Here is a 25496-nt window from a genome sequence, read left to right on the forward strand (position 1 = left end):
TGAAAAACAGATTCGAATGAAACACACAGGATCGTGCCTTTGCGGGGCCGTAACATTTGAAATTGAAGGTGATTTTGATCGCTTCTTTTTGTGCCATTGCAGCCGTTGCCGGAAGGATACCGGATCAGCTCATGCGGCGAACCTGTTTTCGTCAACTGCCAATCTCCAATGGCTATCGGGCGAAGAAAAGGTTAAAACCTTCCAATTACCTGGAAGCCGACACAGCAAAAGCTTTTGTATGGAATGTGGATCGGCTCTTCCGAAGTCGCTAATGGGCGGAAAACTGCTGGTTGTACCCGCCGGTTGTCTCAATACAGATGTTGACATGAAACCAGTGGCCCATATTTTTATGGATAGCAAGGCAAACTGGGACGATCATCTCGAAGAAGTGCCAAAATTTGACCAATTACCAAATCAAAGCTGATTTGAAACCGCAGTCTTAAAAAATCCGGAAAATGAGAAGACCGTAAATAATAAATCGAACGAAACGGAACAAAGCCCAAAGCAGGTAACTGCCAAAGTTGTATTTCACCAATCCACAAGCCATGCTGACAATGGAATGCGGCAGCGGCAACATGGCTCCAATAAATACAAACAGTCCTCCCCACTTCTTCAGGTTGGTGATGTGGGTTTTTATTTTCGTTTCCAAATGAATTCGAATGGTTGGAATCATCGTGATCCTATTACCGATGAAGTACGCTAAAATTCCTCCTAAATACGAAAGGCTTGCCAGGATCATCAGAAAGGTCCAAGGGGTTGAAGCTTTGGCCGACCAGGCAATAAAAACCTCGGGCGGCAACAAACCCAAAAATGTTTCGGACGCAAAGAAAGTCGAGAAAACCACTGCCGGAGAATAGGTTTCCACCAAGGTATTCAGCAGCACATCGAAATCGAGCACAAAGTATTCCAGTGCCACCAAAACGGCCACAGCTAAGGCCATAATCACGCCTCCCTTGATTGAGGTATCACGAATAAACTCGTAAAAACGGGTGATGCGGTAGTAACGGTTCAACAATACCAGTCGTTTCACGGCAACCGGACTTGCTTTGACTTTTCTGTTTGGCTTCATGGGGCGAGGATTACATTGTTTCTTTGTTTCTGCTTTGACACTTATCCTAAAGGACGATGGAATAATTAACCAATAACACAGAGAGAAGGTTTAGCAAAATAGAAGTCATACGCCTATTTATTTCAAAAAAAGCAGGTAGCTCATTCGAATCAAAAACAATCCCCTTGACAGCTACAGCTATTCACGGGGATTATTCGACCAGCGAAAACTGACTATTCTGCAATCAGTCGCTGAATCAAGTTATCAAAACCAGCTTGATAAGCCGTATATTTTTCGCCCGTTGCGGGGCCATCAAAACCAGTATGAATACGACGAACTTTGCCTTGTTTATCGATAATGATACTAGTTGGGTACGACATAATGCGGTTTAGCTGAGGTAGCTTCTCTGAAGCCAATTTACGATCCTCAGAGCCATTCATTGCCAGCAAAATGGGGTAATCCACTCCCACCGATTTCTTTAAACGGTTGATGGCGGCAAAGCAAGCCGAATCGGTTTTCGCATATTCAAAAGCCAAGCCCACAAAAGCCAGGGGCTCATCGGCATGCTTCTTTTGGTAGTCAACAAAAAAGCGGGTTTCATCCAGGCAGTTCGGGCACCAGGTTCCCATAATCTGCACCACCACCACTTTGTTGCGGAACTGCTCGTCGGAAAGCGATACCAGCTTGCCATCAGCATCCGGGAAACTGAAATCAATGCTCTCATATCCCTCTTTTAAGCTTGTCAGGCTTTCCGGATCGGGCAATTCGTAGCTGTCATTTCGAACTCCGCTAAAGCCTTCCGTCCATGTATTTCTTGAATAGAACTGTCCGTTCATTGTGCTGTCGGAAACATTGGCAGTAAACAACATGAGGTGTACACCGTCAAAAGACGACAGCTTCAATTGATTACCGTCAAGCACACCTTCCAGGAAACGATAATCGCCGGTTGGCGTTCTGAACGTTCCTGTTACTTTATTTCCTTTCTGTTCAAAAAGTCCTTTCGCCCAGCTGTTTTGGTCGGTCGAATCCTTGCCAAACAACACTTCCCAGCCACCGGCAATATTCGCTGCCGGTCCGCTGGCCACGTCGAATCTTTCCGAACCAACTTCGGCATGAAACGGCACCTTGTAAGTAGCGGTTTTCTTAGTGAAATAGCCGTTCAGACGTCCGCTTTCTTCAATCTTTGCGCGGATGTAGCTATCGAATACCGGCATGTAAATCGAAACCGAATCGTCGGCATAAGTGATTTCATCCACGGTAATCACTTCTTCTCCATTGTAAACTTCAAGACTTGTTGGCGAGTTTACGCGAAACAAAAAAGGTATTTCCTGCTGATCCTTCGCCTCAAAAACACCCCGATACATTTCGGGACTCAACTTCCTTTCACTGTTCGGCTGACACGCGGCTAAAGCCATGGCCAGAACTCCTGCCAAATAAAAACGAATGCGCATAGTTTTCTGTGTTTAATTCGTCGCCTAAATTAATAGAAGTTATTCCGTTCTGAAATTACAACTTCCCAAACATTCGAAAACGTAAAAAACAAATAACAGTGTTCGCCCCACTTGACTAGTCACTTCTTATCCCCAAGGCTTTTTCTATCTTTGTGCACCTCATGTATACCATTGGAAGCGATATTATCCAGCAAATGAACGAACTGGGACAAAAAAGACGTCCTTTTGTGTTCCTGTTCGATTTTGAATGCCAGCGAGCCAAAGTGCTCGAATGGGGCCAATGTCTGCCGGAATTGCTATGGCGAACACCTCAACGCAGCAACTTCATGAAAAAGGATTTGCCTGCACACGCGGTAAAATGGGAAACGGAGCCTGTAAGCTTCAGTCGCTACGAGGAAGCTTTCGAGCTGGTGCAAAAACACATTCACGGTGGCGATAGCTACCTGTTGAACCTAACCATGCCCACGAAGGTGAAAACCAACCTGACATTGGAGGAGATCGCTCATAAAAGCCAATCGCCCTACCTGGTTTACCTGAAAAACGAGTTTGTTTGTTTCTCACCCGAGATCTTCGTTCGGATTGAAAATGGTGAAATTTCGTCGTACCCGATGAAAGGTACCATTGACGCCAGCATACCGGATGCTGCCAATAGACTGAAGACAGACCGGAAAGAACTGGCCGAACATCATACCATTGTCGATTTGATTCGGAATGATTTGAGTCGCGTTGCGGAGCAAGTAGAAGTGAAGCGTTTTTGTTACATGGACGAGATCGTATCCAACCAAGGCCGTTTGCTACAGATGAGTTCCGAAATCAGCGGGAAATTACCAGGCGATTATCGCGAACATTTGGGCGATCTGTTTGCCGGTTTGCTTCCGGCAGGCTCCATCAGCGGGGCGCCAAAAAAGAAAACAGTTGAGATTATTCATGCTGCCGAGCAATACGAGCGGGGTTGGTACACCGGAATTTTCGGAATGTTCGATGGTGAAAAAGTTGACAGTTGCGTCCTGATTCGTTACCTTGAGCAAAACGAAGATCATTTTACCTTTAAGAGCGGCGGTGGCATCACCCACCTGAGCAACTGCCTTGAGGAATATGACGAACTGATAAAAAAGGTGTATGTCCCAATTGCTGGAAACCATTAAGCTTGAAAATGGCCGACTGTTCGATCTCGAATACCACAACCGACGGATGAATGCTGCCCGACGGGAACTATTCGGTACCCTACCGCCCGTCGATCTTGCTGACATTATCCAAGTACCCGAAGAATGTTGCGACGGACTTTACCGCTGCCGCATTGTCTATTCCAACCAAATTGAGTCGATTGAGTTTATCCCGCAAAAGGAACGCACATTTTCGAGTCTCAAACTGGTCGTCTGCGACCACCTTGATTACCATTTGAAATACGCCAACCGCAGTTTGCTGAATGAACTGTACGCGCAACGCGGTGAAGCGGATGAAATCATCATTGTTCGCAACAATGAAATTACCGATTGCAGCATTGGCAACCTGCTGTTTTACGATGGTGAAAGTTGGGTGACTCCGGCCGACCCGCTTTTGCAGGGAACGCAACGCCAAAAACTGTTGGAAACCGGCCATATTCAGGAAGAATTCATCGTTGTTCAAGACCTCAAAAACTACTCAAAAGTGGCAATTATCAACACCTTTTTCGACCTAAAAAACATGCCAATTATTGAAATTGAGAATATTTTCTAAACATTAAAATTAGTGTAACAAACTATTCATCAATGGGGTAAACAGCAAACAAAAGCGAGCGAAAGTCAATATTCCGATATTTTTTCGAGGAATGTTTTTCAAGCTATTTTTTTATTACTTCATTTTTGTATTTTGCGACCATAATTGAAACACAAAAAACGATTGACCAACGCCTTTATGGCCAAGATGATAAGGAGGAAATTAATATGGCACCCATCAGCAAACCAAGAGTAATTAAGGACTACGAGAAGTTAGAAGATTCAATCAAGGAACAAATTAAACTGGAGTATCCAAACGGCTTCAGTCAAAACCTGATCACCTTTACCAATAAGGACGGGATGTTGGTCAGCGCGCTTCCTTTTGAAACGGAAGATAAATACTATTTGGTTCGTATGACAACTCAGGAAGCAATCGATATCATCAGCGAGGATGAGGATTACGATGACGAAGGTACATTGAAAGATGAATCTCGTGAAGCTTACGAAGACAAGTATTCGGAAGAAATGGACATTCCGGAAGACGAAGAGGAAGATGACGATTCGTACGATGATGACGACGAAGACGATGATGAAGGAGACGACGAGGACGAAGACGACGACAAATTTTAATCAAATACAAAAAAGCCCGGTTTTTTAGCCGGGCTTTTCTATTATTGTTATTTTTTGCTTTCCTAATCCAGCTTGTGAATGACGAGACCGGAACGAAGTTTTGGTTCGAACCAGGTTGTTTTGGGAGGCATAATGTTGCCCGTATCAGCAATGTCAATAAGTTGCTTCATCGATACCGGGAACAGCGCGAAAGCAACTTTCATTTCGCCACTGTCAACACGTTTCTGCAGCGCTCCCAGTCCGCGGATTCCGCCGACGAAATCAATTCGTTTGGATATTCTCAAATCACGGATATTCAGAATAGGTTCCAAAACCTGTTTCGACAGAATGGTCACGTCGAGCACGCTGATCGGATCTTCGTCGTGGTAAGTGCCTTCTTTGGCTTTCAGCTTATACCACGAACCATCCAAATACATACTCATTTCGTGTAGTTCGCCGGGCTTGCAAATTTTGGAGCCAATCTTCTCAAGCTCAAAACCATCCTGAAGTTTTTCAAGGAATTCAGTTTCTGTTAATCCGTTCAGATCCTTCACCACCCTGTTGTAATCAATAATTTGCAGTTGATTATCGGGGAAGTGCACCGCCATGAAGAAGTTATAAGCTTCATCGCCGGTATGATTTGGATTCTGCGCTTTACGCTCTGCGCCGATGCGGGCTGCTGCAGCGGTGCGGTGGTGGCCATCGGCCACATAAGTTGCCGGTACTTGCGTCTCAAACAACTGCTCGATCCGGGCATTCAGGGCCTGATCCCGAATCACCCAGAAATGATGTCCAAATCCATCTTCAGCCACAAAATCATATTCAGGTTCTGTATTTTGAACGACGGAGTTCACAATCTCATCAATCGCAGGAACCGCTTTATACGAAAAGAAAACCGGCTCGATGTTCGCACTCAGGTAGCGAGTTAAAACCATTCGGTCCTCTTCCTTGTCCGGCCTGGTTAGCTCGTGTTTTTTGATGACCCCGTTATGGTAATCTTCACAGGCCGCTGCGCCAACGATGCCATACTGCGTGCGACCATTCATCGTCTGTGCATAAATGTAGAAACGGGCTTCCTCATCCTGAACCAGCCAGCCTTGTTGCTGAAAAGCCTGGAAACTTTCAACAGCCTTGTTGTACACCTCCGCACTGTGAATATCAACTCCGGCGGGGCAATCAATTTCGGCACGGGTAATATGAAGCAGGGAATTTTCTTTTCCGGAAGCCATTGCGGCAGCTTCTTCCGAATTCATCACATCATACGGAAGACAAGCAAGGTCGCTGACAATGGCTTTTGGTGGTCGCAAGCCTTTAAAAGCTTTTACAATTGCCATGATCTGTAATTTTAGTTCGGTTTGATTTTCCTAAAAATACAAATTCCACTCAAGGAAGTGAAAGATTATTTATTAACCTGGAAGCTGCGGTCGTCGTTTTCGAAGAACGAAACGATCTGCTCAGCTGCAGCAACACCCGCATTTGTATTAGCCTCTTCGGTTTGTGCCCCTATTTTTTTTGGTGTAAAATAGTATCGACCAGCAAACTTTTCAGCGAAAACAGCAGCACAATCCGGCGTTATATCCGACAGGTATTTCACGTCCGTACGCTCCTCCATAAACGCACACAGATCTTCTTCGTGAATCACCTCTTTACGGGCTGTATTTACAATGATGGCATTTTCTTTCAGGTGCTTCAGCACGTCCATGCTCACCGATTTCAAATGTTCACCTCGAGCCGGAACATGAATTGAAACCACATCTGACAAAGCGTACAATTCTTCCAGCGAACTGGCCACTTCCAATCCTTCTGAAGTGGCTTGTGCTTTACTGTAACGAGTGTACACAATCACCCTCATGCCGAACGCCCGGGCAATGCGGTGCACGTTACGCGCCACATAGCCATAGCCGTGCAGACCCAAAGTACGTCCACGCAACTCGCCGCCTGATTTGCCGCTGAAGAATTCGCGAATACCGTAAATAGCCAGGCCAATTGCCAGTTCTGCCACTGCATTCGAGTTCTGCCCGGGGGTGTTCATTACCACCACCGATTTTTCTTTGGCGTAGGCGGTATCCACATTGTCGTATCCGGCACCTGCGCGAACAACAATCTTCAAATCTGTTGCTGCATCCAGCACTTCGCGATCAACAATGTCGCTGCGGACAATGAGCGCTTCTGCTGATTTCACAGCCTCTAGCAGTTCTGTTTTGGATTGATATTTTTCGAGTAAATGTAATTCGTAACCGGACTGGCGAATTACCTCTGAGATTTTACTCAAAGCCGAATGAGCAAACGGCTTTTCCGTTGCAATTAATACCCTTTTCATACCTGTTTAGTTTTGATTAGAAAAAGAAAAAGCAGGACCCCCATCCTGCTTTTCCTTTGTATTTCGATTAATGGTTTGCTTCGAACTCTGCCATCACGTCGATCAGTGCCTGAACACTTTCAACCGGCATTGCATTGTAGATTGAAGCGCGGAAACCACCAACTGAACGGTGTCCTTTCAGACCAATCATTCCTTTTGATGTAGCGAATTCGTTGAATTCTTTTTCCAAAGCTTCATATCCTTCAGCCATTACGAAAGTCACGTTCATGCGTGAACGATCTTCTGCTGCAGGAACTGTAGGAACAAACAATTTGTTGCGATCCAATTCAGCGTACAACAGGTCAGCTTTTTCGATGTTGATTTTTTCCATTGCTTCAACACCACCTTTGTCTTTCAACCAGATCAGTGTTTGCAAACAAGCATAAACTGCGATCGTTGAAGGAGTATTGAACATTGAATCGTTTTTGATGTGTGTTTGGAAATCCAACATAGTCGGGATTGTGCGACCTGTTTTGTCCAACGCTTCATCTTTAATGATTACCAGTGTAGCACCTGAAGGTCCCAGGTTCTTTTGAGCACCAGCGTAAATCATGTCATATTTAGCAACATCAATCGGACGGCTGAAGATGTCTGAAGACATATCGGCAATCATTGGAACAGGAACGTCCAAGTCAGTTTTAATTTCAGTACCGAAGATTGTATTGTTTGTTGTGATGTGCAAATAATCAGCATCAGCAGGCACTTCAAACGCTTTCGGGATATAGTTGAAATTTTTATCTTTTGAAGAAGCTACCTCAACAACTTCACCAAAATATTTTGCTTCTTTCATGGCTTTCGAAGCCCAAGAACCTGTAACCAAATAAGCTGCTTTTGACTTCATCAGGTTGTACGGAGCCATCAAGAATGAGAGGCTGGCACCACCTTGCAAAAACAACACCGAGTAACCTTCCGGAACTTTCAACAATTCCTTCACCAAGGCAACCGCTTCGTCCATAACCGCAACGAACTCTTTACTACGGTGCGACACTTCCATTACAGAAAGTCCGGTACCGGCAAAGTCAACAGCTGCTTCGGCAGTTTTTTGTTTGGTAAATTCTGGTAGGATTGAGGGTCCTGCATAAAAATTATGCTTCTTCATGGTATGTTATTTTAGGGTTAAAAATTAATTATACGTTTTGTTTTTTAATTTTCGCTTCCTCAAAATAAAAGAATTCAGAATCAATTTCCTGTGAGAAAAATCAGAACCTGCAATTAAATGACTGGTTCTATAACATGTCTACCATTCAGGAATTCAATTGGATAAGTATCATTTTAAAGGTTGCGATTTTTAAGCAAAGTTAACTAACGGGAACCAAATCACCATCGGCAAAAACCGGAATGACCGAGGTGAAATCAGGCTGGTGACAGAATTCAATACAGTCGTCCAAACCTTTAGCCGCCAAACGACCTTTCTGGGCCGCTTTTTGGATGTATCCGTTCAAATCGGGGCTGGCCAGCGACCACAAATCCAGCGATGCCGTAACAGCATCACAGATGGTTTCGAACTTGCCCGACGCCAATAATTTTTCAGCTAAAGCTCCGGCAAAAACCGTGTCTTCCAAACTGAAACGATCCTTCCACGAAGCGCAGAAAATCAACACCGGCGAATCCTGTCCAATCAACCAATTGGCAAGAGCTGTCAAATTCAGGAACGAACCGACAACAACCGCTTTGGAGTGTGCAGCCATATGAATGCAGCGCGTTCCGTTAGTCGTTGAATAAACAATCTCCTTGTCCTTCACTTTATCAGCGGTAAAGTTGAACGGCGAATTTCCGAAGTCCGCAAAATCCAGCACATAGCCATCCCGTTCGGAGGCCACAATATAACCTTCGTCTTTTTTAGCCTTCGCTTCTTCAACCGTGGAAACCGGAATAATTCGTTTTACACCGTTGTGCAGGGCAGTACATATTGTAGAGGTAGCGCGGAGAATATCAACAACAACAACAATGTTATCGTCGTTGGCGTGCTTCGAATACATTGCAGGAGATAAACAGGTTTCTAACCTGAGTTTCGCATTTTTCATCTTCAGCTTCAACGTTATTTGGAGCGCAAAGATAATTGAAGTACAGATATAAAAAAACCCGCCAAAATAATTTGACGGGCCAAGGTTAAGTATAGTTGTAAGTTCGTTCCTTTCCGGTTAATTCAGAAAAGGAACCTTTACAATTTTCGCTTTCAGTTTCTTGTTACGAACGCCGACATAAATTTCTGTTCCAATGGCTGAGTATTCTTTGGCAATGTAGCCCATTCCAATACCTTGATTCAATGAGGGCGACTGGGTGCCCGAAGTTACTTCTCCGATTTTGTTACCAGCCTCATCAAACAACTCGTAGCCATGACGGGGAATACCGCGATCAATCATTTCGAAGCCTCTCAATTTACGACTAACTCCCTCCGTTTTTTGCATCAGGAACAAGTCTTTGTTGATGAAATCATTCCGGTCATTAAACTTGGTAATCCATCCCAAACCGGCTTCAATTGGCGAGGTTGTATCGTCAATATCATTTCCGTACAGGCAATAGCCCATCTCCAGGCGCAAGGTGTCGCGCGCCCCCAAGCCAATTGGCTGAATATTGAACTCGGCACCGGCTTCGAAAATGGCGTTGTAAATGGTTTCTGCATCTTTGTTATAAAAATACAGTTCGTAACCACCCGCGCCCGTGTAACCGGTTGCTGAAATGATTACATCGGCAACTCCCGCGAATTCGTCTGTTGTAAACGTGTAATATTTTAAGTCAGTCAATTTCACTGACGTTAATTTCTGCATAACAGCTGTTGCATTCGGCCCCTGGATTGCCAACTGGCTGATTGAATCAGAAGCATTTTCCAATTCGGCACCGAATTTATTTTGAGAAACAACCCATGCCCAGTCCTTGTCAATGTTCGCCGCATTCACCACAAGCATATATTTCTCGGGCTCGTAATAGTAAACCAGCAAATCGTCAACAATTCCGCCTTTGCCATTTGGGAAGCTAGAATATTGCGCTTGTCCCGGTGTCAAAACCGAAATGTCGTTGGTTGTAATGTACTGCACCAGTTCTGCAGCATGAGGCCCCTTCACCCAAAATTCACCCATGTGCGAAACATCGAAAACACCAACGTTTTCGCGAACAGCCATGTGTTCTGTTTTAATCCCGGCAAATTCGACAGGCATTTCGTATCCTGCAAATTCGACCATTTTTCCACCTGAGTTTTTATGAATTTGATTGAAAGCTGTGGTTTTCATGCAATATTTTTTGGGTCGGTAAAACTAAAGGTTAGAATCCCTCTAAATTATGAAATAAATCAGGAAAACTGCCACGAATAAATTTTTTAACAGCCCTGCCCCGGATGATTCTAAATAAATTTTTTTTACTATCATTGTCTTGCAGAATGCCAATTAACTATACGTGATGGAAGATCAAAAAATAACCAGTTTGGCTTATTTGGATGAGGTGACTGGCGGAGATCCGGAAATTACCAAAGAATTCATTGAAATGTTCTTCGAACAAATCGTTGAATTTAAAACCGGACTCAGAGAATACTTATCGCAAAAGCTATACAAAGAATTAGGGGAACTGGCTCACAAAGCCAAGTCGTCGGTCATGACTTTCGGCATGAATGATTTGGGAATGCATTTGAAGCAGCTGCAGTTAAAAACCCAAAAACTGGAAGAAATTGATAGCTATGAAGATCATGTTGTCGAGTTTGAGACGCTGATCGATCAAGCCCAAAAAGAACTGACAGAAGTTTTAGAAAAAATAGAAAAAGAGACACTTTAAAGTGTCTCTTTTTTTTTGGCATTATACTGTTCTAAAAACCAAATCCTCGTCTTTCAAATCGATCTGTATTTCCTGATCGGCCGAAACCTTACCGGACAAGATCTCTTTCGACAACTCATTCAGCACGTATTTCTGCAATAACCGGTTCACCGGTCGAGCTCCAAACTGCGGATCGTATCCAACCGTTGCCAGCCATTGAACTGCTTCATCCGAAATACTGATTCGGATATTTTGATTGCCCAATCGTTTAATGATCCGGTTAAACTGAATCCGAACAATTCCTTTCATGTCCTCACGCCCAAGTGGCGTAAACATGATTGTTTCGTCAATCCGGTTCAGGAATTCCGGCCGGATGGTTTTCCGTAAAAGGTTCATCACCTGCGCCCGTGTTTGTTCAAAAACCTCCACCCGGTTACTGTCATTCATTCGTTCAAATCCCTCCTGGATCAGATGAGATCCAAGATTCGAAGTCATGATAATAATGGTGTTCTTGAAATTCACCAAACGCCCTTTATTGTCAGTCAAACGGCCGTCGTCCAATACCTGGAGCAGCACATTAAACACATCGGGATGCGCTTTTTCAATTTCGTCGAACAACACAACCGAGTATGGTTTACGCCGAACAGCTTCAGTCAGCTGACCTCCTTCGTCGTAGCCAACATATCCCGGAGGCGAACCAATCAAACGGGTTACCGAGAATTTTTCCTGGTACTCCGACATGTCGATCCGTGTCATCATATTTTCGTCGTCGAACAGGTATTCAGCCAGGGCTTTTGCCAGCTCGGTTTTACCAACACCGGTTGTTCCAAGAAAAATAAATGATCCAATCGGTCGCTTTTCGTCCTGCAAACCGGCACGACTCCTACGAACTGCATCAGCAACTGCACGAATTGCTTCATCCTGGCCAATCACCCGATTATGAAGCTCTTCTTCCAGGTGAAGTAACTTTTCGCGTTCGCTTTGAAGCATTTTGCTCACAGGAATACCGGTCCAACGTGCAACAACTTCTGCAATATCTTCAGAATCGACTTCTTCCTTAATCAATGAATCGCCCTGAATTTCCTGCAACTCTTTTTGAAGGCGCTCGATTTCAGCTTCAGCTTCTTTGATTTTGCCATAGCGAATTTCAGCTACTTTTCCGTAATCGCCCGAACGTTCTGCCTGATCGGCTTCAAACTTGAAGTTTTCGATATCCGTTTTGTTCTGCTGAATGCCATCGATCACCGATTTCTCCATTTCCCATTGAGCGCGGTAACGCGACTGCTCTTCCTTCAGGTTCGCAATCTCCTCATTCAGCACAGCTAGCTTTGACTCGTCCTTTTCGCGTTTAATGGCCTCACGTTCAATTTCGAGTTGCTTGATTTTACGTTCGATTTCGTCCAGTTCTTCCGGTACTGAGTCCATCTCCAAACGCAACTTAGCCGCAGCCTCGTCCATCAGGTCAATGGCTTTATCCGGCAGGAAACGATCCGAAATATAGCGTTGCGACAATTCAACCGCTGCGATAATCGCATTATCCTTAATCCGAACTTTGTGGTGCGATTCGTAACGTTCTTTCAAACCACGCAAAATGGAAATCGCGCTCAACGTGTCTGGTTCGTTCACCATTACTATCTGGAAACGACGCTCCAAGGCTTTGTCCTTTTCAAAGTATTTTTGATACTCATCCAGCGTAGTTGCACCAATCGAACGCAACTCGCCTCTGGCCAACGCAGGCTTCAGAATATTGGCAGCATCCATTGCTCCCTCGCCTTTCCCGGCGCCAACCAGCGTGTGAATTTCATCGATAAACAGGATCACCTCTCCATCGGATTTGATTACCTCATTAACGACCGCCTTCAAACGTTCCTCAAACTCACCTTTGTATTTGGCTCCGGCGATCAACGCTCCCATATCCAAAGAGAAAAGCTGTTTCGACTTCAGGTTTTCGGGAACGTCACCGCGCACAATGCGGTGAGCCAAACCTTCAGCAATAGCCGTTTTACCGGTACCTGGTTCTCCAATAAGTACCGGGTTGTTTTTCGTACGGCGCGACAAGATTTGCAAAACCCGCCGAATCTCGTCATCACGACCGATCACCGGATCGAGCTTCCCGCTGCGGGCACGTTCGTTCAGGTTGATGGCAAAACGGCTCAACGAGTTGAACTGATCTTCGGCAGTCTGGCTTTCCACTTTTGCACCTTTCCGCAATTCATTAATGGCAGCCTCCAGATCCTTCCGATTCACGCCGTTATCTTTCAACATACTGGCAATGGTGTCTCCCCCATCAAGCAAACCCAATAAAATGTGTTCGACCGATACAAACTGGTCACCCATTTTTTTAGAATGCTCCAGTGCCTTTTGCAAAACCTTGTTTGCAGTCGACGATAAATATTGTTCACCACCGGTCACTTTCGGATAGCCGTCGACAACACGATCGAGTGCCTGTTGAAAAACCGGAACATTAACCCCCAGTTTTTTCAAAAGGAATCCCGAAATATTTTCTGCTGCGTGAAGCAAGCCTTTTAATATATGTCCGCTTTCTATAGCTTGCTGCTGCTTGCCCTGCGCTACTTCGAAAGCATGCTGCAGAGCTTCCTGCGATTTAATTGTGAAATTATTAAAGTTCATAGTTTCTCCTTTCTACTGTAAAATCTACTTTCCGATCATTAATAACCCGTAATCTTACGCAGCGAACTGATCAATTTAGAGACCATAGAGAGTCGAAGTATTATGATAAGACAATTTGTCTTGATTTGAGAAACGAAGCTGAAAATACGTCGTATTATAGGAAAGCGCGAGCGAACTTTTGTCAGTTTAGAGCATAAAAAAAGGATGGTGTCCCATCCTTTTTCTTAACCAAACTTATCTCTATGAAAAAATTATGCTTATTACTTTGCTCATTGTCTATTACAAAGATACGCTGTCATTCAGTTAAGAGATGACAAGCAATGTTAACAAACGTTATAAATCGTCTTAACTGGTAATTTGAAAAAGGATTCATCATGTGTTTGGAAAGAAATATTTAGGTGCATCTCAAAGTAAACACATAAAAAAAAGGATGGGGGTCCATCCTTTTATACTTAACCAAACCTATCTCTATGAAAAAAATTATGCTTATTACTTTGCTTATTGTCTTTTACAAAGATACGTTGTCTCTCAGTTAAGAGATGACAAGCAACGTTAACAAACGTTAATTTACAACTAATAACTCCCCGAGTTATGATAAAATAAATCATTATTAAGCCAGCTAACGGGCCAAAAACGGGTTCAATAAAAAAGAAGGATTTCCTCCTCCTTCTCAATATAATCCTACATCAATGAAAAAATTAAGGCTTCCGTCTTATTTTTTTCAACTCAAATATACACCGCACTTTTGTTACGAAGCCTCAAACAAGGTTAACAAGACTAAAATGGAAATTTGAACCGGAAAGAACCCGAAAATATAGCAATTGAAATTGATTTTTTCAACATAAACATATTGCAAAACATACCCGATAATCCCCTTAAAATCAATAGCTGTACAACAGCTTTTGTCTCCAAACAGATTCTTCAGATTTAAAAAAATTACGGTTACATTAGTAACTCAAAAATTGACTTTACTTAATAATCCAATCAACCAAAAACTAAAATTATGGCAAAATACGTTTATACTTTTGGAAACGGAAAAGCCGAAGGAAAGGCAGATATGAAGAATCTGCTGGGTGGAAAAGGAGCGAATTTAGCAGAGATGAACCTAATCGGTGTTCCAGTGCCTCCGGGCTTTACAATCACAACCGAAGTTTGCACAATTTACAATCAAGAGGGCCGGGATGCTGCCGTTGCAGCCATTAAGCCCGAAGTTGAAAAAGCCGTAGCCCTCATTGAAGAACTGACCGCTACAAAATTTGGAGATAAAGATAATCCCTGTTTAGTTTCTGTACGATCCGGTGCGCGGGTTTCCATGCCCGGGATGATGGACACTGTTTTGAACCTCGGGTTGAATGACCTCGCAGTTCAGGGTGTTGCCAAGAAGTCGGGCAACGAACGTTTCGCCTGGGACTCATACCGCCGCTTCGTACAAATGTACGGCGACGTGGTTTTAGGGATGAAACCGGAAAGTAAAGAAGACATCGATCCGTTTGAGGCGATCATGGATTCGCTGAAAGAAGATAAAGGCATTGAACTCGATACTGATTTTTCAACCGAAGACCTGCAGCAACTGGTTGTTCTGTTTAAGCAAGCTGTTTTAAAAGTAACCGGCAAAAGCTTCCCCGACGATCCCTGGGAACAACTATGGGGAGCCGTTTACGCTGTATTCGACAGTTGGATGAACGACCGTGCCATCTATTACCGCAAGTTAAACGCGATCCCGGCTGAATGGGGAACAGCGGTTAACGTGCAGGCGATGGTATTCGGCAACATGGGTAACTCGTCAGCTACGGGAGTTGCGTTTACCCGCGATGCCGGAACCGGTGAAGATATTTTCAATGGTGAATACCTGATAAACGCACAGGGTGAAGACGTTGTGGCCGGTATCCGTACGCCACAGCAGATTACCTTGGAAGGAAGTAAACGTTGGGCAGAATTGGCTGGCATTGATGAAGAACTACGCAAATCACATTTCCCCTCACTGGAAGAAACCATGCCCGGACTTTACGCCGAACTAAATTCGGTTCAGGAAAAACTAGAAGATCATTACCGTGACATGCAGGATCTGGAATTTACCATCCAGGAAGGCAAATTATGGCTGCTTCAAACTCGCAACGGGAAACGTACAGGAGCAGCCATGGTCAAAATTGCCGTCGACATGCTGGAGCAAGGAATGATCGATAAAAAAACAGCCTTGAAACGTATTGAGCCCAACAAACTCGACGAATTATTGCACCCTGTTTTCGACAAGGAAGCCATGAAACGTGCTACAATCCTGGCCAAAGGTCTTCCGGCATCTCCGGGCGCTGCAACCGGCCAAATCGTGTTCTTCGCCGATGAAGCATCGAAATACGAATCGTCAGTCCTGGTTCGTATCGAAACCTCACCCGAAGATTTGGAAGGGATGAACATTGCCCGCGGCATTTTGACCGCCCGTGGAGGGATGACCTCACACGCTGCGGTCGTAGCCCGTGGAATGGGTAAATGCTGCGTTTCGGGTGCCGGCACAGTTCGCATCGACTATCGAGCCCGCACCATGACTGTTTCCGGGAAAGTTTTAAAAGAAGGTGACTGGATCTCGCTGAACGGCTCTACCGGAGAAGTTTGCGAAGGTAAAGTGGCTACTCAAAATCCGGATCTGGGAGGCGATTTCGGAAAAATCATGGATTTGGCTGATGAGTTTACCAGGATGACTGTTCGCACCAATGCCGATACACCACACGATGCTCAAGTTGCCAGCAAGTTCGGCGCAAAAGGTATTGGGCTTTGCCGTACCGAGCACATGTTCTTCGAAGGAGAACGCATAAAGGCAATGCGCGAAATGATTTTGGCAAACAATACTGCCGACCGTGAAAAAGCTTTAGCCAAACTGCTGCCTTACCAAAGAAGCGACTTCGAGGGTATTTTCGAAGCGATGGCTGGTTACGGTGTTACCGTTCGTTTACTCGACCCTCCATTGCACGAGTTTGTTCCGCACAACGCATCTGCTCAACAGGAATTAGCAGAAGAAATGGGTATTACAATGGACGCCATTTTATCGAAGATTGAAGACCTGTCCGAATTCAACCCGATGCTTGGCCACCGTGGTTGCCGTTTGGGAATCACCTACCCGGAAATTACAGCCATGCAGGCCAGAGCTATTATTGAAGCTGCACTTAACCTGAAGAAAAAAGGAATCGACGCCAAACCTGAAATTATGGTTCCGCTGGTTGGTACCATCGCTGAGCTGAAAAACCAGGCTGCGATTATCCGTCAGACTGCAGAAAAAGTCTTCGAAGAAAAAGGCGATAAAATTGACTTCCTGCTGGGAACAATGATCGAGATTCCGCGTGCTGCACTAACCGCTGACCTGATTGCAGAAGAAGCAGAATTCTTCTCTTTCGGCACAAACGACCTCACGCAAATGACTTTCGGTTATTCTCGCGACGACGCCGGCAAATTCTTACCGGACTACCTCGACAAAGGAATTCTGAAAAATGATCCGTTCCAGGTGCTCGACCAAACCGGTGTCGGTCAGCTGGTAAAAATGGGAGTTGAAAAAGGACGTTCATCCAAACCAAAACTGAAAGTAGGCATTTGCGGCGAACACGGTGGTGAACCTAGTTCCGTGATGTTCTGCGACAGTGTTGGGCTCGACTACGTAAGCTGCTCACCTTATCGCGTACCGATTGCTCGGGTTGCCGCAGCTCTGGCAAACATTTCTTAGTAAATCGACTCATTCAAAAATAGAGAAAGCCGCTTTCCCTCTGGAAGGCGGCTTTTGTTTTGAGTATTAACGTATAGAATGTGGAATGAAAGATAAAATTTCTTTTTTGGGCATCAAAGCAAGGTAGCTTCCATGCTGACATCAATGGCCGACAAGGCTTGCGACACCGGGCAACCAACCTTTGCTTGCTCGGCAATTTCAAAAAACTTCTCTTCTGAAATTCCCGGCACCACAGCCTGAACAACCAGGTGACTTCCGGTAATTCTAAAGCCACCATCTACTGAATCCAGCTTGACTTCGGCCGTTGTTGCTACTTTTTCAGGTTCGTAACCTGCCTCGCTGAGCATGTTTGAGAAAGCCATCGAGAAACAGCCTGCATGAGCAGCACCGATCAACATTTCAGGGTTCGCTCCTTCCCCTTCCTCAAATCGAGATTTAAAACTGAACGGGAAATTGGTTTTACTTTCTTCGAATCCCATTTCACCTGTACCTTTTTTCAAATTCCCTTCCCAAGTTGCATGTGCTTTATTGATTTTCATGACGTAGATTTTTAGACTTCTACCCGCAAAGAAGCAATCCCGGTGCCAAAATGCGGAGAGAATAGTCACGCTATTTTACAAATCACTAAAATGCAATGCATTACGTTAAAACCCGTTCAAAAATACCGTTTCAAAACGTCACGTTTCATTCAGCCATAACGTGGTCAAACCGCCACAGAAAGCTTATTTTCGAGGGAGACGCTCCACACTTGACACAAAAAAAAAGCCGGCGGCGAATCCCCCAATTCACCAGCCGGCACGATAAGTAAACTATCGACTTAAAATCTTAAAACCTGGCAGAAAAGCTCACATTAAACTGTGGAGCTAATCGGTACCCGTGTCCGCAGCGTTCAAACATCATATCGCCTACCCGAAAATACAGATGACCTCCATAGTGCACTCTTTCATATCGCCCGGGTAAAGTAGCGAATACGTAGCCGGACGGCATCGCGATCTGCACATATCCTACTTGCGGGTAATAAGAATAATAGTGGCCCGAGTGGTAGTAGACATCTCCTTGGGTATGTCTCAAATGCACTGGTGCGGAGCTAAACTGGCGATAAACATTTCCGTATCGCGGATGACGGTACGCGTATCGCTCGTTTTCATAATGACGCTGCACTGGCTTGCGATCATAATACCTGTGATCATCGTATTTATAGGATTTATTCGCATATTTTTGACGATCATTCTTCTTGTATTTGTACTCCTTCTTATTTCCCTTGTGCGAATCATTCCGTTCAGCCTGAACCGAAAAACTACTTAGACCTAATCCCAACATCAACGTAACTGCTACTATCTGAAATTTATTCGGTGCTTTCATGACTTTAAAGTTTACAGGTTTAACAATAAATTGTTTGTCTCTTTTACCGGTATAAGCTATCCAGTGAAATGCAAACGACATGCCAAAATAGAAAAACACTACCAATCAACCACTTGCACTCAGTATATTTGCACTGTTTTTTCAAACCATTGTGAGGAGAATGCAAATAGAATGTTATTTTTGCAGCAAATTTGAAGCAGGTGGCACGTATTTTAGCAATCGATTTTGGAAAGAAACGCGTTGGATTGGCAGTAACCGACCCCTTGCAACTTATTGCAAGTAAGTTAACCACTGTCCCCAGTCACCAGATTTTTGACTTTCTGAAAGATTACTTCCAGAAAGAACAGGTTGAAAAGGTGATTATCGGTTACCCGTTGCAGATGAACAATGAAGCATCGGAAGCCGTTTTGTATATCAATCCGTTTTTGAAGCGCTTCCAAAAGTTGTACCCGGACATGCCCTTAGAACAAGTAGATGAACGATTTACGTCGCGAATGGCATTCCAGACAATGATTGACGCTGGTTTAAAAAAGAAAGACAGACAGAACAAAGCAACGATTGATGCTGTTAGTGCAACAATTATTTTGCAGTCGTATTTAGAACAAAAAAAATTCAGATAATGATTTACCCGATTACTGTTTACGGTGAGCCTTTGTTACGAAAAGTAGCGAAACCTATTGATAAAGATTATCCTGGCTTTGACCAATTGGTGAAAGACATGTTTGAGACCATGTACCACTCGGACGGTGTAGGACTGGCCGCTCCTCAAATCGGGTTGTCTATCCGTATGTTTGTTATTGATGCATCGGCTGCAGCCGATGAAGAACCGGAATTGGAAGGCTTCAAGAAAGCGTTCATCAATCCTGAGATTATCGAGTTTAAAGGTGACGAATGGATTATGAATGAAGGTTGCCTGAGCTTGCCGGAGATTCGCGAGGATGTTTCGAGACCGGAATTCGTAAAAATCAAATACTACGACGAAAACTTCGTTGAGCATATTGAAGAGTACGGTGGTTTTGCAGCCCGAGTCATTCAACACGAATACGACCACCTGGAAGGAAAGCTCTTAATCGACTACCTGAGCCCGTTGAAAAAACGAATGCTTAAAAGTCGACTGACCAATATCACCAAAGGAAAGGTGAAAACGAGCTACCGGATCATCATTCCCGGAACAAAAAAATAACGCTTCATGATAAAAACGACGGGGTTCTTCATCAGAATCCCGTCGTTCATCAAATAGGCGCCCCAAGCCACTGGAATTCAATCCTATTTTTACTGTAACTTATAGTTTATTTGCGAGTTACGGTGATGTTTTTCTCAAATAACCCTTTTGTTAAAATCCTCGGATTTTGGCTCCTTGGATTGATGCTGTCCCGATTTTATCCACTCCTGCTCATCCCTTTTGCACTGTGGATCATCATTGGTCTGGGTTGGTATGCAAAACTATTTAGCCGAAAAAGATACCCGTTCGATCTCATCGCATCATCTTTATTGGCGACGGCGCTGGTTCTGATCTCCAGTGTCAACTATCGAATTCAACATCCGCCGCTTCCAACATCTTCTTCCAAAGAGATCTGCTTTTGGGCGACAGTTGTTGAAAAGCCAGCAGAAAAGGAAAACAGTTTTCAACTCAAACTCAGGATCGAACAAGCGGAAAACGACAGTTTGAATAAGCAAACAATGATGGGTTGGCTTCAAAAGTCGGACAATGCTGCAAAGCTGGAAGCAGGCGACCTACTTTTTTGCCAAAGTCGGATTAGCCGGATTGAAAACCGGGGAAATCCGTTTGAATTTGATTACCGCGACTATCTTGCAAATCAAGGCATTTATTTTAGCTGCTATTTGAAGTCTGGCAAATTTGAAAAAGCAGGAAAAAGCCATTTCCGGATCCGACTCGCAGCCGAAAAATTCAGGGAAAAACTCCTAACAATTCTCCGTTCTAACCTGAAAAAGACGGAAAGCTTTGAGGTAATTTCAGCACTGAGTCTGGGATACCGAAAAGAGCTGACTCCGGAAACCCGAGCCGCCTTCGTTGAAACAGGGGGCATGCATGTTTTAGCAGTCAGTGGGTTGCATGTGGGGCTGATCTACTTCTTTCTTCTCAAGCTCTTTTCATTCCTGAAACGTTCGCATAAAGGGAAATGGATTCGTTGTTGCCTGATTTTATCCATCCTTTGGGCCTACGCGCTTTTGACAGGTCTGTCGCCATCGGTGCAACGCGCCACGCTAATGTTCACTTTCTTGCTTTTAGCCGAAAGCATCAACCGGACAAATTCCATTTACAACTCCATCGCCGCCTCCGCTTTTGCACTGCTGCTAATTGATTCCGATATTCTTTTTGCAGTCGGCTTTCAGCTTTCGTATGCGGCCGTTTTGAGCATCGTCTATTTTTACCCGTTAATAAACGGCCTGGTGCCTTCAAAAAATCCTATTGTCAAAAAGCCGTGGCAGTTGCTCTGCGTGTCGCTGGCCGCACAAATCGGCACTTTCCCGCTAAGCATTTACTATTTCAACCAATTTCCGTTCTATTTCTGGCTCAGTAACTTTGTCGTCATTCCGGCGGCATTTGTCTTGTTAGCCGGAACATTTTCACTTTTTATAGCCACTCCGCTCCCGGCACTTCAACACGGAATCGCCTTTTTGCTCGAAGGAACCAACTCCGCTGTTTTAATCGCGTTGAAATTCATCAGCCGATTACCGGGTGCAGTCGTTTCGGGCATTTCAATTACACCAGGGCAATTAACGGCAATCATTCTAGCAATCTTGTTCATCATACTATTCATCAACCTAAAGCAAGTGAAGTTCATTCGATACGCACTTATATCTTTAATTGCTTTCCTTGTGATAGGCATCAACGAAAAAAGACAATTGTTCAACCAGCACCGCCTTCTGGTGTACGAGAATAAACAAGCTGTTTTTCATTTTATCGACGGTCGTTCCAACTTCATTTTAACATCAGATACCACCGAACTTTCGCCCTATGTCTATTCAAATACGTTGACGAAACTACAGTTGGATGAGCCTCAAATTATACTTATCAGTGACTTCTTGCAACTTCGGGAGAAGCAGTTGTTCATTGAAAATGACATCTATCAATTCGGCCTCGAAACCTATATTTTGTCACCTGAAAACAAAAAACCGAAACTAACCGAACTCAGAAATGCTGTCGAAAATCCACCACCTTCGAATTCCTCAAACAAAAGTGAATCAGAAGCCAAAACACTACCATAGCATCAGTCAATTGGGTAAACTCCGTAAAATAGGCCCTATTACCATTAGAAAGCCGGTAAACACTCTAATCTTAAGCTAACGTTCACAGCCCTACCGTTTTCCAAAAAACTGGAATAATCGCATGGTTATTGTTTATTTTATACTTTACTTTGCTTGGCTATTTTTAACGTAGAATTACTAAAACTCAATGAAAATTGTTATCGTTGGAGCGGGAGAAGTAGGAACTCACCTTGCTAAAATGTTGAGCCGGGAAGATCATGACATCGTATTGATGGATGACGATACTGAAAAGCTGAATAAACTATCGAGCCAGGTAGACCTGCTGACCATTACCGGGTATGCAAACTCATTCAAAGACCTCAAAGACGCCGGGGTAGCCAAATCAGACTTGCTGATTGCTGTTACACCTTATGAAGAGCGAAACATCATGGCCAGCATCATGGCTAAGGACATGGGAGTTGGACGAACAGTTGCCCGGATTAACAACGGAGAATACCTCGAAGAAAAATACAAAGAGAAACTTCGAAACCTCGGCGTGGACGAGTTGATTTACCCGGAAAGTCTTGCCGGTAAAGAGGTCGCTTCATCAGTAAAACAGGTAGGTACCCGCCAGTTAATTGAGTTTTCAGGAGGCAAACTAATCCTGATGGGGATTAAAATCCGCGAGAACGCCCCGGTACTAAATAAGTCTTTTGAAGAGCTTTCCTATATTGAATCTGAGATTAGAGCGGTTGCAATAAATCGCGAAGCCAAAACAATCATTCCACACGGACGTGATTATGTACGGGCCGGTGATATCATTTTCTTCATCACTACGCGCACCTACATGAACAAGGTTTTCGAATTGACAGGAAAAGAAATCTTCCCGGTTCGGAATATCATGATTCTGGGTGGTAGCCGTATCGCTCAGAAAACAGTAGAACGTTTAGGCGACAACTACAATATCAAAATAATCGAATCGGATAAAATCCGCAGCCAAAAAGTGGCCGACCGGTTTGAAAACGTGCTCGTAATTAACGGCGACGGACGAAACCTGGATCTGCTGAAAGAAGAGCGCATTGAGCGTATGGACGCTTTCATTGCGGTGACCGGAAACTCCGAGACCAACATCCTTTCGTGCCACATGGCCAAAAAACTGGGCATCAAGCGCACGGTTGCCGAGGTTGAGAATATCGACTTCATGGGAATCGCTGAAAGTATGGATATTGGTAGTTTGATCAATAAAAAGCTGATCGCCGCGAGCTACATTTACAAATACACTTTGGGCGCCCAGGTTAACCAGGCAAAATGCCTGACTGCATCTGAAGCGGAAGTTTTTGAATTGATCGCAACAGAAGGCTCAAAAATAACCCAGACTCCAATTAAGGACATCGGCTTCCCAGAAGATGCGATCCTGGGAGGGATCATTCGCGGGCAAATGTCATTTGTGGTCAAGGGCGACTCGGAAATACAGCCTGGCGATAAAGTGGTTGTCTTCGCACTGCCTTCAGCCATTCGGAAACTCGATAAATTTTTCAAATAATCACTTGGATTTCTGCATATGTTCAACCTCAAAGCAATTATAAAGATTCTTGGATTTTTATTGGTCGTTGAAGGTTTCTTTATGCTGATCTCCATGCTGGTGGCTCTGTTGTACAGCGGCCCCGATGTGTTGCCCCTGTTGTATTCGTCGCTGATAACAATGGGGACTGGTGGTCTTACCGTCGGAGCCATGTGGAAAGCTGAGAAGAAAATCAGCAAAAACGATGGATTCATCATCGTTACCATGGTCTGGATTGTTTTTTCGTTTTTCGGAAGTCTCCCCTATTTGATGAGCCATTCCATCCCTAATTTGACCGATGCTTTTTTCGAAACCATGTCCGGTTTCACCACAACCGGTTCTTCAATTTTGAATGATATTGAAGCGCTGCCACATGGAATTCTCTTTTGGCGAAGCCTCACACAGTGGCTAGGTGGTATGGGAATCATCGTGTTGTCGTTGGCAATTCTCCCGGTTTTTGGGATTGGCGGCATGCAGTTGTTTGCAGCCGAAGTACCAGGGCCGGTTCCTGATAAATTAAATCCGCGCATTCAGCAAACCGCCAAAAACCTGTGGGCAATTTATGTGCTGTTTACGGTAGTTGAATCTCTGCTTCTGTGGGGTGGTGGTATGACTTTATTCGACGCAATCAACCACTCATTTACAACAATGGCAACCGGTGGCTACTCGACTAAACAAGCATCAGTTGCCTATTGGAATTCTCCGTTCATACAATATGTCATTATTTTCTTCATGTTTCTTGCAGGAACCAACTTCACATTGACTTACAGTGCGTTGGCGGGGAAATTCGACAAGGTTTACAAGAATGAAGAATTCAAATATTACGTCCTTTTTGTAGTGATTTTCACGGCAATCATCTTTTCCGGATTGCTTTTGACAACACAACTCGGTTACGAACAAGCTTTCCGCGATACACTTTTTCAGGTGGTTTCCATCATTACAACGACCGGCTTTGCAACCGCCGACTATTTGACCTGGACACCATTCCTGATGGTCTTGATTTTTACCCTGTTCTTCTTTGGTGGAAGCGCCGGTTCAACCGGTGGTGGTATCAAAATCATGCGGATCGTGTTATTGCTGAAAAACAGCTACTACGAACTTCGTCGCTTATTGCACCCCAACGCGATTATCCCCGTTCGTTTTAACAAGCGCTCCGTTTCCGAGCAGATCATCACCAACGTACTGGCTTTTTTCATGATCTACCTGATTATCTTCTTTGTAAGCACGATTCTGTTTACACTGATTGAGCCGGACCTGAATTCTTCGATGGGTGCTGTTGCCACTTGCTTGGGGAACATAGGACCGGGTTTGGGTAATTACGGACCGGCTGAGAACTTCTTCCAGGTACCGGCAATTGGTAAATGGTTTTTATCGTTTTTGATGTTGCTGGGACGTTTGGAACTGTTCACCGTATTGGTACTGTTCTCACCGGCTTTCTGGAAAAAATAACTGTCGAATTAATTTCAATTTACAATTCCACTTTTCCTTTTCCCTGTCGTGTGATTTCGGGAATATCGCTGGTGCAGTCGATAATCGTTGAAGGTACATTACCGCCGTAACCACCATCGATGACCAAATCAACCAAATCGCCGAATTTTTCGTGAATCAGTTCCGGATCGGTTGTATATTCCACAATCTCGTCTTCATCCTTCACCGACGCCGAAAGAATCGGGTTTCCCAGCTCTTTCACAATCTCCAGGATGATTGAGTTGTCGGGCACACGAATACCAACTGTCTTCTTTTTGCCCTTAAAATATTTTGGTACATTGTTATTGGCTTCTAAAATGAAAGTGAAAGCCCCGGGTAAACAGCGTTTCATCAGCTTGAAAATCGGGTTCGAAATGGGCTTGGCATATATCGACAAATGCCCTAAGTCGCTGCAAATAAATGAGAAATTCGATTTCGATACATCAGAAACACCTTTTATGCGAGCAACCCGCTCCACGGCCTTCGCTTGCGTAAGGTCGCAACCAACTCCGTAAATAGTATCAGTGGGGTAAATGATGACGCCGCCGTCGCGCAGAATACTGACGACCTTTTGGACTTCCCGTTCGTTCGGGTTCTCCTCATAAATTTTAATAAGCATAACAAGCAAATTTGGTTATCTAAAAGTAACCTAAATTT

General features: G+C 44.3%; 22 protein-coding genes. 11 read left to right on the plus strand and 11 right to left on the minus strand.

All coding sequences use genetic code 11. From position 1 onward, the window contains the following. Nucleotides 1–16 precede the first annotated feature (16 nt). Nucleotides 17–424 (plus strand): GFA family protein, encoded by a 408-nt coding sequence (locus BC643_RS17780; RefSeq protein WP_120274616.1) that lies wholly within the window; start codon nucleotides 17–19, stop codon nucleotides 422–424. Nucleotides 425–439: 15 nt separating this feature from the next. Here the strand turns inward: BC643_RS17780 and BC643_RS17785 are convergent, their stop codons facing one another. After that, nucleotides 440–1069 carry a YqaA family protein gene (locus BC643_RS17785; RefSeq protein WP_211338130.1) on the minus strand — a complete coding sequence of 210 codons (630 nt, stop codon included), beginning with the start codon at nucleotides 1067–1069 and terminating at the stop codon, nucleotides 440–442. A 212-nt stretch (nucleotides 1070–1281) separates the two neighbouring features. Continuing rightward, nucleotides 1282–2499, minus strand: coding sequence for a TlpA disulfide reductase family protein (locus tag BC643_RS17790; RefSeq protein WP_120274617.1), 1218 nt, complete (start codon nucleotides 2497–2499; stop codon nucleotides 1282–1284). A gap of 161 nt (nucleotides 2500–2660) precedes the next feature. Here BC643_RS17790 and BC643_RS17795 point away from each other — a divergent pair, with 161 nt between their 5' ends. The 3 genes from BC643_RS17795 to BC643_RS17805 all read left to right on the plus strand — a co-directional run bounded on the left by BC643_RS17795 (nucleotide 2661) and on the right by BC643_RS17805 (nucleotide 4823). Next, nucleotides 2661–3644, plus strand: coding sequence for an aminodeoxychorismate synthase component I (locus BC643_RS17795; protein WP_211338131.1), 984 nt, complete (start codon nucleotides 2661–2663; stop codon nucleotides 3642–3644). Further along, a complete protein-coding gene (locus tag BC643_RS17800; RefSeq protein ID WP_120274618.1) occupies nucleotides 3619–4215 on the plus strand; it encodes an aminotransferase class IV family protein in 597 nt (198 codons plus the stop codon). Before BC643_RS17795 ends, BC643_RS17800 begins: the two co-directional genes overlap by 26 nt. Before the next feature lie 206 nt (nucleotides 4216–4421). Beyond that, the gene (locus BC643_RS17805) at nucleotides 4422–4823 is read left to right on the plus strand and encodes a hypothetical protein (protein ID WP_211338132.1); all 402 of its coding nucleotides are present in this window, start codon (nucleotides 4422–4424) and stop codon (nucleotides 4821–4823) included. A 62-nt stretch (nucleotides 4824–4885) separates the two neighbouring features. Here BC643_RS17805 and BC643_RS17810 read toward each other — a convergent pair whose 3' ends face one another. From BC643_RS17810 to gcvT, 5 genes are all read right to left on the minus strand, one after another. Continuing rightward, the gene (locus tag BC643_RS17810; RefSeq protein ID WP_120274619.1) at nucleotides 4886–6136 is read right to left on the minus strand and encodes a DUF1015 domain-containing protein; all 1251 of its coding nucleotides are present in this window, start codon (nucleotides 6134–6136) and stop codon (nucleotides 4886–4888) included. A gap of 65 nt (nucleotides 6137–6201) precedes the next feature. Further along, the gene (locus BC643_RS17815) at nucleotides 6202–7122 is read right to left on the minus strand and encodes an NAD(P)-dependent oxidoreductase (protein ID WP_120274620.1); all 921 of its coding nucleotides are present in this window, start codon (nucleotides 7120–7122) and stop codon (nucleotides 6202–6204) included. A gap of 67 nt (nucleotides 7123–7189) precedes the next feature. Then, the gene (serC, locus tag BC643_RS17820; RefSeq protein ID WP_120274621.1) at nucleotides 7190–8260 is read right to left on the minus strand and encodes a 3-phosphoserine/phosphohydroxythreonine transaminase; all 1071 of its coding nucleotides are present in this window, start codon (nucleotides 8258–8260) and stop codon (nucleotides 7190–7192) included. A gap of 199 nt (nucleotides 8261–8459) precedes the next feature. Further along, the gene (locus tag BC643_RS17825; RefSeq protein ID WP_245995012.1) at nucleotides 8460–9140 is read right to left on the minus strand and encodes a 2-phosphosulfolactate phosphatase; all 681 of its coding nucleotides are present in this window, start codon (nucleotides 9138–9140) and stop codon (nucleotides 8460–8462) included. A gap of 162 nt (nucleotides 9141–9302) precedes the next feature. Continuing rightward, nucleotides 9303–10388, minus strand: coding sequence for a glycine cleavage system aminomethyltransferase GcvT (gcvT, locus tag BC643_RS17830; RefSeq protein ID WP_120274623.1), 1086 nt, complete (start codon nucleotides 10386–10388; stop codon nucleotides 9303–9305). Nucleotides 10389–10554: 166 nt separating this feature from the next. Between gcvT and BC643_RS17835 the strand changes: the two genes are divergently transcribed. Continuing rightward, on the plus strand, nucleotides 10555–10923 hold the full coding sequence (locus BC643_RS17835; RefSeq protein ID WP_120274624.1) for an Hpt domain-containing protein: 369 nt from the start codon (nucleotides 10555–10557) through the stop codon (nucleotides 10921–10923). A gap of 21 nt (nucleotides 10924–10944) precedes the next feature. Here BC643_RS17835 and clpB read toward each other — a convergent pair whose 3' ends face one another. Beyond that, complete coding sequence (clpB, locus tag BC643_RS17840) at nucleotides 10945–13533, minus strand: ATP-dependent chaperone ClpB (protein ID WP_120274625.1); 2589 nt, start codon at nucleotides 13531–13533, stop codon at nucleotides 10945–10947. Nucleotides 13534–14536: 1003 nt separating this feature from the next. Here clpB and ppdK point away from each other — a divergent pair. Further along, nucleotides 14537–17239 (plus strand): pyruvate, phosphate dikinase, encoded by a 2703-nt coding sequence (gene ppdK / locus BC643_RS17845; protein WP_245995014.1) that lies wholly within the window; start codon nucleotides 14537–14539, stop codon nucleotides 17237–17239. Nucleotides 17240–17352: 113 nt separating this feature from the next. Here the strand turns inward: ppdK and BC643_RS17850 are convergent, their stop codons facing one another. Together BC643_RS17850 and BC643_RS17855 are read right to left on the minus strand one after the other, a co-directional pair. Beyond that, on the minus strand, nucleotides 17353–17778 hold the full coding sequence (locus BC643_RS17850) for an OsmC family protein (protein WP_120274627.1): 426 nt from the start codon (nucleotides 17776–17778) through the stop codon (nucleotides 17353–17355). A gap of 286 nt (nucleotides 17779–18064) precedes the next feature. Then, a complete protein-coding gene (locus BC643_RS17855; RefSeq protein WP_147377263.1) occupies nucleotides 18065–18601 on the minus strand; it encodes a hypothetical protein in 537 nt (178 codons plus the stop codon). Nucleotides 18602–18801: 200 nt separating this feature from the next. On the opposite strand from BC643_RS17855, the gene ruvX reads away from it, so the two are divergent. From ruvX to BC643_RS17880, 5 genes are all read left to right on the plus strand, one after another. Further along, nucleotides 18802–19221 carry a Holliday junction resolvase RuvX gene (ruvX, locus tag BC643_RS17860; RefSeq protein ID WP_120274705.1) on the plus strand — a complete coding sequence of 140 codons (420 nt, stop codon included), beginning with the start codon at nucleotides 18802–18804 and terminating at the stop codon, nucleotides 19219–19221. Further along, nucleotides 19221–19784, plus strand: a complete 564-nt coding sequence (def, locus tag BC643_RS17865) for a peptide deformylase (RefSeq protein ID WP_120274629.1) — start codon at nucleotides 19221–19223, stop codon at nucleotides 19782–19784. Before ruvX ends, def begins: the two co-directional genes overlap by 1 nt. A gap of 182 nt (nucleotides 19785–19966) precedes the next feature. Beyond that, complete coding sequence (locus BC643_RS17870; RefSeq protein WP_170154614.1) at nucleotides 19967–21832, plus strand: ComEC/Rec2 family competence protein; 1866 nt, start codon at nucleotides 19967–19969, stop codon at nucleotides 21830–21832. A gap of 187 nt (nucleotides 21833–22019) precedes the next feature. After that, nucleotides 22020–23354: a Trk system potassium transporter TrkA gene (gene trkA, locus BC643_RS17875; protein ID WP_120274631.1), complete on the plus strand. Its 1335-nt coding sequence runs from the start codon at nucleotides 22020–22022 to the stop codon at nucleotides 23352–23354. Nucleotides 23355–23372: 18 nt separating this feature from the next. After that, a complete protein-coding gene (locus BC643_RS17880; protein WP_120274632.1) occupies nucleotides 23373–24821 on the plus strand; it encodes a TrkH family potassium uptake protein in 1449 nt (482 codons plus the stop codon). 19 nt (nucleotides 24822–24840) lie between these two features. Here the strand turns inward: BC643_RS17880 and BC643_RS17885 are convergent, their stop codons facing one another. Then, entirely contained in the window at nucleotides 24841–25458 is a 618-nt protein-coding gene (locus BC643_RS17885; protein WP_120274633.1) for an L-threonylcarbamoyladenylate synthase, read from the minus strand. Nucleotides 25459–25496 lie beyond the last annotated feature (38 nt).

The sequence above is a fragment of the Mangrovibacterium diazotrophicum genome (assembly GCF_003610535.1).
Taxonomy (GTDB): domain Bacteria; phylum Bacteroidota; class Bacteroidia; order Bacteroidales; family Prolixibacteraceae; genus Mangrovibacterium; species Mangrovibacterium diazotrophicum.